10 protein-coding genes are annotated in these 12,964 nt (G+C 31.9%); 3 read left to right on the top strand and 7 right to left on the bottom strand.

The window, feature by feature from the left end:
* Positions 1-73 precede the first annotated feature (73 nt).
* From JM82_RS00270 to JM82_RS00300, 7 genes are all read right to left on the bottom strand, one after another.
* Positions 74-2,500: a TonB-dependent receptor domain-containing protein gene (locus JM82_RS00270; protein WP_145000094.1), complete on the bottom strand. Its 2,427-nt coding sequence runs from the start codon at positions 2,498-2,500 to the stop codon at positions 74-76.
* Positions 2,481-3,845, bottom strand: a complete 1,365-nt coding sequence (locus tag JM82_RS00275) for an HTTM domain-containing protein (protein ID WP_145000095.1) — start codon at positions 3,843-3,845, stop codon at positions 2,481-2,483. Before JM82_RS00275 ends, JM82_RS00270 begins: the two co-directional genes overlap by 20 nt.
* Before the next feature lie 59 nt (positions 3,846-3,904).
* Positions 3,905-5,002, bottom strand: coding sequence for an imelysin family protein (locus JM82_RS00280; RefSeq protein WP_261375208.1), 1,098 nt, complete (start codon positions 5,000-5,002; stop codon positions 3,905-3,907).
* Between the two features lie 84 nt (positions 5,003-5,086).
* The gene (locus tag JM82_RS00285) at positions 5,087-6,295 is read right to left on the bottom strand and encodes a DUF4856 domain-containing protein (RefSeq protein ID WP_145000097.1); all 1,209 of its coding nucleotides are present in this window, start codon (positions 6,293-6,295) and stop codon (positions 5,087-5,089) included.
* 216 nt (positions 6,296-6,511) lie between these two features.
* Positions 6,512-7,375 (bottom strand): hydroxymethylglutaryl-CoA lyase, encoded by an 864-nt coding sequence (locus JM82_RS00290; RefSeq protein WP_145000099.1) that lies wholly within the window; start codon positions 7,373-7,375, stop codon positions 6,512-6,514.
* A 29-nt stretch (positions 7,376-7,404) separates the two neighbouring features.
* Positions 7,405-8,031 carry a LysE family translocator gene (locus JM82_RS00295; RefSeq protein ID WP_145000101.1) on the bottom strand — a complete coding sequence of 209 codons (627 nt, stop codon included), beginning with the start codon at positions 8,029-8,031 and terminating at the stop codon, positions 7,405-7,407.
* A complete protein-coding gene (locus JM82_RS00300) occupies positions 8,032-9,066 on the bottom strand; it encodes a quinone-dependent dihydroorotate dehydrogenase (RefSeq protein WP_145000102.1) in 1,035 nt (344 codons plus the stop codon). It abuts the gene before it with no gap.
* A 107-nt stretch (positions 9,067-9,173) separates the two neighbouring features.
* On the opposite strand from JM82_RS00300, the gene pepT reads away from it, so the two are divergent.
* From pepT to JM82_RS00315, 3 genes are all read left to right on the top strand, one after another.
* The gene (pepT, locus tag JM82_RS00305) at positions 9,174-10,415 is read left to right on the top strand and encodes a peptidase T (protein WP_145000103.1); all 1,242 of its coding nucleotides are present in this window, start codon (positions 9,174-9,176) and stop codon (positions 10,413-10,415) included.
* 11 nt (positions 10,416-10,426) lie between these two features.
* A complete protein-coding gene (locus JM82_RS00310; RefSeq protein ID WP_145000105.1) occupies positions 10,427-11,506 on the top strand; it encodes an L-dopachrome tautomerase-related protein in 1,080 nt (359 codons plus the stop codon).
* A 171-nt stretch (positions 11,507-11,677) separates the two neighbouring features.
* Entirely contained in the window at positions 11,678-12,898 is a 1,221-nt protein-coding gene (locus JM82_RS00315) for an autotransporter outer membrane beta-barrel domain-containing protein (RefSeq protein WP_145000107.1), read from the top strand.
* Positions 12,899-12,964 lie beyond the last annotated feature (66 nt).

Consider the following 12,964-nt stretch of genomic DNA (forward strand, 5'->3'; position numbering starts at 1 on the left):
TGCAATTAGAATTAATTGCGAGTAAAGATACGTTTTATATATTAATCAAACTGTATAATTAACGGATTGTTGCTTAAAATTTAACCTCTAAGGTTGTATAAAAATTTCGGTTAGCCGAAGGAATGATTCCTGGTCCAGGATATCCTGTTGCACGTCGCGTAAAATAAGCATTATCCAATAGGTTGTTTACTCCTGCTTCTAGCTTAAATTGTTTGTACTTGTACGACAAAGACACATCTAAGACATCGTATGCAGGAATCTCTCCAATTACACCACTTAAATTACCCTCTGTCGCATTAGTCGCATCTGTAAATTGAGAGGACAAATAGGTATATTGAATATTAGATAAAAAGTCTTTGTAACCTAATCTAACACCTGTTTTAAAGTTATAGTTTGGTATAAACTCCACCTTACTACCTTCTACTCCAAGCTCTTCAGATTTTGTATACTCTGAGTCTACATATGAAAAATTGACATAATAGTTAAGTATATAATCTTCGTTTTTTAGCAGTAGGTTTTCTAAATTAAATTCTACTAAACTCTCAATACCATACATCATGGCATCTCCAACGTTTCCTCTTTCGCTTTTAATATTTCCGTCAGAAAGTACACGTTGCACAAATCCTATTCTGTCATTATAAAATAAGCTAAACGCACTAACGTCGTACGATATATTGTTGGACCATTTACCTCTTGCTCCTGCATCCACAGTAAACCCACTTTCGTCATCAATATCTGGACTAATAATAAATGCTGGATTATTAATACTTATATCAGAAAATGTTACTGATCTGTAGTTTTGCGAAATATTTCCGTAAACCTCAAACGCAGTACTTGGTTTATAACTTGCACCTAAACCTAATAACACAAATGAGCGTTCCTTGGTTAAGTCATCTTCAATTTTTTCATTTAAAATAACATTACCTGCAGCATCTGTATTTATACGTCTAAAAAAACCATCACTTTGGGTATTAATATATTCAAATCTAAAACCAGGAGTTATAGATAGCTTATCGTTTAAATACACAATGTTTTCTCCAAAAACAGCAACATTTAAATTAGGGTAAGTAAAGCTAGATTGGTTACTGTAATTTGGAAATACATCATACTGAAAATCAAAATTTGGATCTGAACCATCACTTCCAGGACCTTGCTCAGAGGTGTTTTCTGCTTTATAAAACTTAGCACCAAGTAAGCCAATGGACTTTTTACCAAACAAATTATAGTTGGTTAAAACTCTGGTTTCAAAACCATAGTTATCAAATTCTCCTTTTATTAAATCTCTTTCTGTATTAGCATCAGGTTGATCCACACGGTTAGTCCTAAACCCTAAAGCGTCTCTAGACGCATTTAATCCAAATGCATTAAATGTAAAGTTTGTGTTTTCAGAAAACTTATGAGACAGTTTTAAATTATACAGTAACCAATCCACCTGAAACCAGTTTCTAGAACGATTACTTTGGTATGGATCTGCTTCAAACTGATCATCGTTTAATCCTCCACCTTGCTTAGCTAAGTATCTTAAATAAGTTACCTCTCCTTCCAACTTAGTATTATCATTAAACTGATATCCTAAATGCGCGTAAAAATTTTTAGATTCAAAATTAGAGTTTGGTCTAAATCCGTCTCCTTTTTTATAGTTAAAAAACGTATAATAACTCAACTTACCTTTGGTACCACTTGCGCTAGTAAAGTTGGTGTATAGTCCATTACTTCCAACCGTGTTTCTTGTAATCAGTTCTAATGGTTTTTCAGTATTTGGTGTTTTCATTTTAAAATTAACCAAACCACCAAATTGTGTTCCGTATTGCAATGAAGCTGCACCTCTAACAATTTGTATTTCTTGTAATGCCTCTGCAGTTGGTGTGTAATAACTCTCAGGATAACCTAGTACATCTGCACTAATATCGTATCCATTTTGGCGTGTATTAAAATTAGCTGTACGGTTTGGATCCAAACCACGTCCACCAATATTTAACTGTAAACCTGCATCGTCATTTTGATAAATGTTTAAACCTGCTACTTGACTGTATAATTGTCTGGCATTATTAGCACCAAGATTAGCCATGGATTGGTCTATTAAAACCACTTCTGTCTTTTTTCCAGCGTAAATAGCAGTGTCTTCAACGTCTGCTAATTGTTTTAGGCTAAATAATTTTGCTTTTCTAACGGTAATTTCTACTTCAGACAATGTTGTTTCGCTTAGAGGTAGTAATATTATTTTTAAGTTTTTAGCTTCGGTTGACGTCACTGTTTGCTCTAAAACTTGATATTCGTAATTAAAAAAAGTTAAATTAAGTGTTGCTTTTTCAGTTTCAAAATTAAAATTACCGTTAGCATCAGACTTGGTTATCAAACCCTTAACGGTATCATAAACGCCAACATCGCTTAGTGCTTCGCCATTTTGATTAGTAATTGAACCAGAAATTTGCTGTTGTGCTAACATGCTAAAAGCAGATAACATCAATAATAGTAATAGGTTATAGTCCTTTAATTTCATCTGTAAATGGTAAAATCCAGTGTTTATGTTTAAACGATTCTTTTTCTTGGTACAAATTTACGCTTTCGTCAATAAATAATTGGCTTAATCGTCCATTTAAAGCTACATAACTTTTAGCCTGCACTTGTACATTTTTATAGCCTTGTTTGGTAAAATGATCGCCTAAGTAATGTGCATATTCTAAAATAAAATCAGGCTGAAAACTCATTTGTTTTTCCTGTAAAGGCGTCAAAAAATCGGCATTATTGACTAAAAACGTATTCCCTTGCTCATCCTTAATTTTAAAGGTTGTGTTTCCCATTTTTTCCATTAACATCACTCGCCATGAGAAGCGATAACCTTCTTCTGTCCAAAACAATTCGCCTGGATACAACATATATCTAAACGGAAGTAACAGTTGCACCACAAAAAATAAACCTAGAATTGGTAGTACTAATTTACGATGACGTACTGTGTAGACTGATTTAAATGCTATAGGTTGCGCTTTCGCGGAAATAAAGCCAAGCAGCGACTTTATTTTTTGTATTATTTTATGATGAAACGAGGCATCAAAAAAGATTAATGCACTTACTATCATAACAAACGGAAACATCCCAATAGGAAACAAAACACGTGTGAATACATGGAAAAATATGACCATTATAAAAGCTACAAATCGTGTACGTTTGTACAGTAAAAAAAACGGAATTAGTAAATCATATAACATACCTGACCAGCTCATAGCGTAATGAAACCAATCTTGCTGCATAATAGTTTCGCCAATAAATGGTAAGTCGTATTTAGAGCGTAACCAAATTTTTAAGGGTTGGACTTTTAATAACCAATCGCTGTTTATTTTGGCTAATCCTGCGTAAAAATAAACAATACCTAACAGTAGTTTTATAGCGTCTATACTCCATTTAGGAATACTTTTATAGCTAATTTTTGTTGTATAGTTATCTAATGAAAAATAGGCGTTAGCTGGTAAAAACAGCATTAAAAAGCTAAGAATACTTATAAAGTAATAATGATTTAAATAGGTGGTTTTTTCGATTAACTCTATATAAGTAAAGCTAATAAAAAAGATAATTATGGCTAATCTGTATTTATAACCAATAGCGACAAATAAAGCTGACAAACCACAAATAAAAAATAGTAAATAGGTATACTCACCTAAGGATTTAACCCATTCAAAACCGTAATACTTAAAATGAAATTGAGGTTGTACATAAACCGTATCAATCCATCCTTTTAACCAATAACGAATCATACCATAACACATCATTAATCCAAAACCAATCCTGAACACAGCCAAAGGAGCTGCATCTGTGGTTTTGTTTAGATATGTTTTTAGGTTTAATTCCATAATATAAAAAAAGGTTGACTCTTTTAAATCAACCTTTTATTTATTATTGTTACTTGATATTAATCTCCATCTGCATCAACGTAATCTACGCTTACATTAAAAGCTTGTAACATATCTACTTTTAAAGATATAACTACTAATTGTAAGGCGTCATACGCTTCAGTCATTTTTACACTATCAACTTCAACTTGCGTTTTTAAATCCGCATTTAAATTTTGTATTTTTTGTCTAGCATCATCAATTCTTGTATTAATTAATGTTGCTAAATCAGTTCTGTCCAATGCTACTAAATACTTATAAAAGCCTTCTCCTGTTGGAGTTGTACTAGAGGCTTTACCATTATAGATATTTTGTACATTATCTAAAGCTATAATTGCTAAATCTCTGGAGATTGTTCCATTATAAATAGCTTCTGCTTTGTCTGATAGTGAGGTTGCAGAAAATACACCTGCGGGAATACCAAACTTATTAGCACGTAATCCTTTTTCGAAATAAAAAATATAGTCGTTTATAAATTTATTTACTGCACTTGATGCTGTATTTTCTGTACTGTTAATAAATACAGTTCTGTAATTTGTTGTCCAATCCGTTAACACGTTTTGTGTTAAGCTATTCATTTGTGCAATTAAATCTGTTAAGTATGTTACGTAGTTTGCGTTTGTATACTTATTTAAAATGTCTGCATCTGTTGTTGCTATACCATGTAACATGTAATCTACAGCAGGAAAACCTACAGCATCATTATTAGCAGCTGCTAATAAATCGTAGTTTCCGTTAGCGATATTAGCTTCAATGTCTGCTACTGTTGTAGGATAGACATTCATTTTAAAGTTATATTGTAATATTTCGGCTTGACCGATATTAAAAGGCTCTACTAATTGCCAATCTTTATATGCACTTACAAAAGCAGCTCTAATATTATCCAAATTAGCTTGGTTTGGCGTTGCTGTAAACGTATTATTTACATCAGATAAGGTTTGTAAAGCTGATTTTAAATTTTGAATCCTTGGTATAATTATATTGTCCGCTAAGTTGGTTTGCATAGCAACCCTATTATAATTATCAGGCGTAGCACTAGTGCTGCTTCCTGTGTCATCAGACTCTGAACATGCTACTATTAATAACATAATAGCAAAGATGTAAACTAACTTTTTCATAATTAAATTTTTTTCTTTTTCAGTGTGCAAAAATAAAACATAGCAGTCGTTTAAATAAACGACTGCTGTAATAAATTATATATTTTATAAACTACCAGCTTGACCTGCAGTAAAATAAAACTGAGCTGCTATAGTATTAGAAATGGCATCTAATGAAGACGCTGTTACATCCCAAAATCCATCTCCTAACATTAACTGATCTAACATTTGTTGTACCTCGTCTTTAGTAAAGTAAGGATCGTTTGTACCTGGTTGTCTTGTAAATTGTAAGCTATAAATAAATCCGTAAGCTTCTGACAATGCATGAAATGCTGATGCCTTATCTAAATCTAAATTAGCTTTACCTTGTTGTAAATAATAGATGGCTCTAATACCAATAACAGCAGATATTTTTCCTCTAATTACTTGTGCTTGTACATCACGTAATTCATAATCTTTAGCAACGATTGCTGCACGACCTAATTTAAATGCGTTATAGATATCTAATGCTATACCTTCAAAATCAGGATCTTCATTTACCTTAGCAACATATTCACTTAAAAATTTATCTGCTTCGTATACTGGTACAGCTGGATTGTCTTCATTACCATATAAGTAACCGTAAGCCTCATCCCATTTATGCTCCATGGTAGTATAGTTATTTGTACCATCTAATACACCAGCCGAATTATTAGCTTTGTTATCAGCTTCGTCTAAAACAGATAGACTTAAATAATTATTTAACATTTGGTCTACCATCAATGCACCAATTACACCTTTTGCAAATGCTTGATTATACTCTAAACCTCTGTCATTTACATAACGTGTTGCTCCACCACCTACTTGCTGTAATTGTCCTGCAACTCCTGCTGTTGCTGTTGTTGACCAATTAGGGAATACTGTATTTACTTGTTCTTCAATAAAAAAATCAAAAGTCGCTTTGATGTTATTGGCATCTGTTGTATTTGCTGAATAAAAATCTGTAGATGCTGCAATTTTACTTCTTACGTTTTTATCTGATGCGTTTAAGTTTGCGTCTGAAAAATCGTTAGCATCTTGCACGTGTGCAAACATGTTATCTAGAATAGCTTCTGTATTAGAAGGGTCTACCATACCTGAAACAATTTCTTGAGCCATTTGGATACGTGTTGTTTGACCACCAAAGCTAACTGTTGAGTTTCCATCTCTTTCAAACGTATACGTATCTGGAGCTGTTACATTATTAGTAAAAACCAGATTGTTGTCATCGTCACTGCTACAAGACGTTAGTGCTAACGTAGCAAATGCAGCTAATCCTAATGCGATTTTTTTCATTTTTTTGTGTTATATTAAGTTTAATTGTTATTTAGACTAATTACAAATAGATTTGCAATTTGACTGCAAAAATAAAAACGAAAAGCATTTCATGCAAGTTTATTTAGAATAAATTTAAATTAAAAACACACAAAGCCATTAATAGTTTGTAAATCAAAAAGTTAAATCTGTTAAAATTCTTTCATTTTTAATGAAAGTTAATTAGTTATAGGATGGTTAGTGGTAGGCTTTAAATATTTTAGAGGCCTCATTGTAAGCACTTTCAAAAGACATCGCATTTAAATTATTAACCTTTTTTGAAGTTAAATAGGATAACACTTTTTCGGTTGGCATATTACCTGTTAAATCGTCTTTAGCCATAGGACAACCACCAAAACCTTGGATTGCACCATCAAAACGTTTACAGCCTGCTTTGTAAGCAGCGTCAATTTTTTCAAACCAAGAATCTGGTGTGGTGTGTAGATGTGCACCAAACTCAATATCCTTATAATGCGGAATCAAATTAGAGAAGAGGTACTCTATATTTTCTGGATTTGAGGTTCCGACAGTATCACTTAATGATAAGATTTTTACTCCCATTTTACTTAAACGCTCAGTCCACTCTCCTACTATTTCTACATTCCATGGATCTCCATAAGGATTACCAAATCCCATGGATATGTAAACTACAACTTGTTTATTAGCTGCATCTGCTTGATTTAAAATATCCTGAAGTAAAACGATTGATTGTGCTATAGTCTTATGCGTGTTACGCATTTGAAAATTTTCTGAGATAGAAAACGGATAACCTAAATAGTCTATTTCTGGGTGTTTGCAAGCGTCTGCTGCACCTCTAGAGTTTGCTATAATAGATAACAATTTACTACTAGTAGTACTTAAATCTAGTTTAGATAATACCTCTGCAGTATCCACCATTTGCGGAATTGCTTTTGGAGATACAAAACTACCAAAATCAATTGTATCAAAACCAACACGAAGCAACGATTGTATGTATTGCACTTTTTGATCTGTAGGTATAAACTGTTTAATGCCTTGCATGGCATCTCTTGGACATTCTATAACTTTTACTTGATTTGACATTTTGTATATAATTCTTCTATAAAAATAGTTTAATTTTCTGAAAGGAATATAAAAATAGCTATACCAATAAACACAACAATCTGTAACCACTTTAAAACCAACCCAATATTTTTACTTTGTTTTAAATAATCCGAAATAAATCCTGCCAAAATTGCGATTAATGCAAAAACTATAAAAGACGTAGCCATAAATAATAAACCTAACACATAAAATTGCGTAACAGTATTAATGGTATCACTATATAAATACGCTGGAAAAAATGCCAAAAAGAAAATAGATACTTTAGGATTTAGCACATTCATGATCACACCTTGTTTAAACAACTGTATCAAGCTTTTTTTTGGAGCAGCATCATTACTTAGGCTCACAGTTGCATCACTTTTAAAAACTTTAAAAGCCAAGTATAGTAGGTATATTGCACCTAAGCTCTTGATAATAAAAAACAACGTATCACTTTCTTTTATAATAGCAGACACTCCAAAAGCAACTAAAGTAGTATGCACTAAACAACCAGAAATTAAACCGCAAACGGTCGCTATACCATATTTACGTCCATTAGTAATGCTTTGCATTAAAACGTAAATATTATCAGGTCCTGGTGATAACGCTAATGCTGTTGTGGCTAAAATAAATCCGAAAAGTATTTCGTAATTCATTTACACTTTGTTTAAAATAGCTTTATTAATTTTTTTAATAAGACTTGGTCCTTCATAAATAAAACCCGTATAAATTTGGACTAAGTCGGCTCCTGCTTGAATTTTATCTAAAGCATCTTGTCCAGAATGGATACCTCCTACGCCAATAATTGGGAAGGCTTTATTGCTTTTATCTGCAAGGTATTTAATCACTTTAGTAGATTTATCTTTAACTGGTTGTCCGCTAACACCACCATTACCTATTTCGACTAGCCTTTCTGCGGAAGCTTTTAAATTAGAGCGATCCACAGACGTATTACTTGCAATTACACCATCTAAATTAGTTTCGGCAATTAGCTCGATAATTTCATCTAATTGAATAGTATTTAAATCTGGTGCAATTTTAAGTAAGATTGGCTTTTGTTTTTCAAACGTGTTATTCGCTTTTTGCACAGTACTAATAAGCTCTAACAAATAGTCTTTATCGTTTAATTTAGCATGACTACCCACATTTGGGCAACTTACATTAAGTACAAAATAATCTACATATGGATGTAACCCATTAAAACACGCCAAGTAATCCTTGGTATAATCCTCAGGCTTAGTTTGTGTGTTTTTTCCAATATTACCACCAATAATAAGTTTCCCTTTGTTTTTTTTAAGTTGAATAATGGCTTGTTCTAAACCTTCGTTATTAAAGCCCATTCTGTTAATAATCCCTTGATCGTCTTTTAGCCTAAACAGACGTTTTTTTGGATTACCAACCTGACCTTTTGGCGTAACAGTACCAACCTCTATAAAACCGAAACCAAAGTTTGCCAATTCATTATATAACACCGCATTTTTATCAAAACCTGCTGCTAATCCCACTGGGTTTTTAAAGGTTAAACCGAAAAGTTTACGTTCTAATTTAGGATCTTCAATAGTATACAAACGTCTATACAATGACGCCATACCTGGAATCTTAGACGTAACTTTTACTAATGAAAATGTGAAATGATGAATTTTTTCAGGATCGAAACTAAAAAATAAAGGTCTTAGAAGGGATTTGTACATCTTAATAGGTTTGCACAAAAGTAATTCTAATTAAAAAATTGAGCAATTCAAAAGCTAAAAAACTTAATAATTGTAACTTTATACCCTGAATTAAAAGTTAAAGAAAAATGATTTCAAAAGAAGATATAATTAAAAGATTTGTAGGTTACGTAACTGTGGATACTGAGTCTGATCCAGCAAGCGACACAACACCTAGTACTGCTAAACAATGGGATTTAGCAAATGCATTAGTAGACGAGCTAAAAGCTATTGGTTTAGAAGAGGTCACTATAGACAAGCACGCTTATATAATGGCAACTTTACCTAGTAATGTGGATCATGATGTGCCAACTATTGGATTTATTTCTCATTTTGATACAACTCCAGATTTTACAGGTGCTAATGTAAAGCCTCAAATTATAGATAGGTACGATGGTAAAGACATTATTTTAAATAAAGAAGAAAATATTGTATTGTCTCCAGATTATTTTGAAGACCTACTATTATACAAAGGTCAAACATTAATTACAACAGACGGAACAACACTTTTAGGAGCAGATGATAAAGCTGGTATTACAGAGATTGTATCTGCAATGGAATATCTTGTTGCTAACCCACAAATCAAACACGGAAAAATTAGAGTTGGTTTTACACCTGACGAAGAAATTGGTCGTGGTGCACATAAATTTGATGTTGAAAAATTTGGTGCAAATTGGGCTTACACAATGGATGGTAGCCAAATTGGAGAATTAGAATACGAAAACTTTAATGCTGCAGGAGCGGTTGTAAAAGTAAAAGGAAAAATTGTACATCCAGGATATGCCAAAGGTAAAATGGTTAACTCAATGTACATTGCTACAGAGTTTATCAACTCGTTACCAAGATTAGAAACTCCAGAACACACTGAAGGTTACCAAGGATTTTTCCACCTGTACTCTATTTCTGGAGAAGTAGAAGAAACTGTTTTAGAATACATTATTAGAGATCACGATTTAGGTCATTTTGAAGCTAGAAAAGAAATGATGCAAAAACTAACCGATGAGCTTAATGAGCAATATGAAAGAGAAGTTGTGACTATTGAAATTAAAGATCAATATTTTAATATGAAAGAAAAAGTGGAACCTGTAATGCATATTGTTGATATTGCAGAAGAAGCTATGAAGCAATTAAATATCAAACCATTGATTAAAGCCATTCGTGGTGGTACAGACGGATCGCAATTAAGTTACATGGGCTTACCTTGTCCAAACATCTTTGCTGGAGGACATAATTTTCATGGTCGATATGAGTATGTTCCTGTGGAAAGTATGATAAAAGCAACAGAAGTGATTTGCAAGATTGCCGAAATTACTGCAGAACAAAACAAGTAAAATAAACAACTATGAAAAAGTTATTTCTTTTAACCTTTATTACGTTTAGTCTTATAGCCTGTAAAACGGATAAAACTAAAACAACAATAGATACCGTAAACCAAGCCATAAAGCAAGATAGCATTATAGTTACCAAAGTAGCAGAATTTACAGGTCAACAAGTAACAGGTGTTACAGTAAGCGATTCTGGTCGTGTTTTTGTTAACTTTCCGCGTTGGAGACCTACAGTTAAACATTCTGTCACAGAAGTAATTGGCCAACAATCCATTGCTTATCCAAATCAAAAATGGAACAGTTGGACCACTGATGCTAAAATAACAGATTCTGTTTTTGTAGCTGTGCAATCTGTTGTAGCTTCTAAAAATCAACTGTTTGTAGTAGATACTAGAAATCCATTTTTTAAAGGTGTACTATCAAGCCCAAAGCTATTTGTATTTAATTTAGACAACAACAGTTTGCAAAAGGTCTACACCTTGACTGATGCTGTATTTTTTAAAGACTCTTACATAAATGATGTACGCATTGATAGAGAAAATAACATGGCTTATTTTACAGATTCTGGACATGCAGGTTTGTTAGTTTTAAATTTAGAAAGTGGACTATTTAAACGTGTATTAACAGACCACAGCTCTACAACCTCTGAGACAGACCATCTAACTATTAATGGTACACAGTGGAAAAATACTGTTCACTCTGATGGTATAGCACTAAATCCATTAGATAATAAACTGTACTATCATGCTTTAACTGGCTATACATTATATGCCATACCTACGACATTATTGATTAATGGAAGTGATGAAGCTATTGAAGCTGGAGTAGAAACTATAGCCAAAACAGCTGCTCCTGATGGAATGATATTTGACAAATATGCTAATTTATATTACGCAGATTTAGAAAATAATGCTATTATAAAAAGAACTCCAGATGGTCAAACAACAACAGTTGTTGAAGGCGATTTAGTCCGTTGGGCAGATACTTTTAGTATTTTTAATAATGAGTTATATTACACTAATTCTAGGATAAACGAAATCACAGGACCAATAGCTACCATGACGTTTCAAGTAAATAAAATAGCTTTAGAGGAGTAGTAGAATACTGATTTTCATTGTAATAAAAAGCCAAAACAACTGTTTTGGCTTTTTGTTTTGTAACCCTTTGGTGTTCTAATAATTTAATATATTTTAGTTTAGATGGAAAATTATTTTTTTTTCAAAATCAATTCACTATAAATCAAATAATTAAATTAAAAAACCAAACCAATGAAAAAACATTTACTATTTTTTTTGACCACTATTTTAAGTATAAGTGGCTATTCCCAAATCACTTTTAATAATGGCTACTATATAGATAATGCTAATCAAAAAATTAATTGCCAAATTAAAAATATTGACTGGAAAAATAATCCAACTGAATTTGAATATAGATTGTCAGAAAATAGTGATTACCAAACAGCTTCAATAACAACAGTTAAGGAGTTTAATATTAATGACGACATAAAATACATACGAGCAAAAGTTGATATTGATAGATCTAGTAATAAACTTGAAAAATTAAGTAATAATAAAAGACCTACTTTTAAAGAGGAAGAACTTTTTTTAAAAGTATTAGTTGAAGGAGAATTTATGTTATTTCAATATGTAGACAACAATCTATCACGATATTTTTACAGTAAAAATAATAGCGATATCGAGCAGTTAATTTACAAATCTTATAAATCTGATTATAATAAAGTTAATACAAATAATAGGTTTAGACAACAGTTATGGAATGATTTAAAATGTCCAACATTTGAATTAAGTGACATTGAAAATTTAAAATACAAGAAACAATCGTTAGTTAACTTTTTCGAAAAATATAACACGTGCAATAACTTAGAGTATAAAGTCTTTGATCAAAGTAAAAAGGATTTGTTTAATTTAAACATTAGACCTCAAATAAGAAATACATCACTTGCTTTTCAACACGACAATACTGACAATAAAGACACTGACTTTGGTAGTAAAACAGGTTTTGCAATTGGATTAGAAGCAGAATTTATACTTCCTTACAACAAAAACAAATGGGCAGTTATAGTTGAGCCAACATACCAAAATTTTAATGTAGAAAAAACCTCAAATGTAAGAGAAGTATCTGGAGGCATTTTAATCACTTCTATTAAATATAGTTCTATTGAAATTCCTTTAGGGCTAAGACATTATTTCTTTTTAAATAATGATTCTAAAATATTTTTAAACGCCTCATACGTTATTGATTTAGGGACAAATTCCATAATAGAATTTGAAAGAAAAGATGGCTCTAAATTATCACCTTTAGAGATTGAAACTAGACCAAATGCAGCCTTTGGATTAGGCTACAAACATAACGACAAATATAGTTTAGAAATAAGATACCAAACTAACAGACAGTTTTTTGGTAATGACCTTTCTTGGACTTCTGATTACAAATCAATAGCAGTAATTTTTGGGTATACCATATTTTAAATAGCTATACAGTACAAAAGCAATATAAACCTAAGCTATAATTTTATAGTTTAGGTTTTTACAAAG

The sequence above is a fragment of the Olleya sp. Hel_I_94 genome (assembly GCF_007827365.1).
Lineage (GTDB): Bacteria > Bacteroidota > Bacteroidia > Flavobacteriales > Flavobacteriaceae > Olleya.

What these genes read in the sequence shown, in the direction of transcription:
- JM82_RS00275 (WP_145000095.1), bottom strand. Translation starts at nt 3,845, where the DNA reads ATGGAATTAAACCTAAAAACATATCTAAACAAAACCACAGATGCAGCT.
- JM82_RS00295 (WP_145000101.1), bottom strand. Translation starts at nt 8,031, where the DNA reads ATGAATTACGAAATACTTTTCGGATTTATTTTAGCCACAACAGCATTA.
- JM82_RS00315 (WP_145000107.1), top strand. Translation starts at nt 11,678, where the DNA reads ATGAAAAAACATTTACTATTTTTTTTGACCACTATTTTAAGTATAAGT.
- JM82_RS00270 (WP_145000094.1), bottom strand. Translation starts at nt 2,500, where the DNA reads ATGAAATTAAAGGACTATAACCTATTACTATTATTGATGTTATCTGCT.
- JM82_RS00285 (WP_145000097.1), bottom strand. Translation starts at nt 6,295, where the DNA reads ATGAAAAAAATCGCATTAGGATTAGCTGCATTTGCTACGTTAGCACTA.
- JM82_RS00290 (WP_145000099.1), bottom strand. Translation starts at nt 7,375, where the DNA reads ATGTCAAATCAAGTAAAAGTTATAGAATGTCCAAGAGATGCCATGCAA.
- pepT (WP_145000103.1), top strand. Translation starts at nt 9,174, where the DNA reads ATGATTTCAAAAGAAGATATAATTAAAAGATTTGTAGGTTACGTAACT.
- JM82_RS00300 (WP_145000102.1), bottom strand. Translation starts at nt 9,066, where the DNA reads ATGTACAAATCCCTTCTAAGACCTTTATTTTTTAGTTTCGATCCTGAA.
- JM82_RS00310 (WP_145000105.1), top strand. Translation starts at nt 10,427, where the DNA reads ATGAAAAAGTTATTTCTTTTAACCTTTATTACGTTTAGTCTTATAGCC.
- JM82_RS00280 (WP_261375208.1), bottom strand. Translation starts at nt 5,002, where the DNA reads ATGAAAAAGTTAGTTTACATCTTTGCTATTATGTTATTAATAGTAGCA.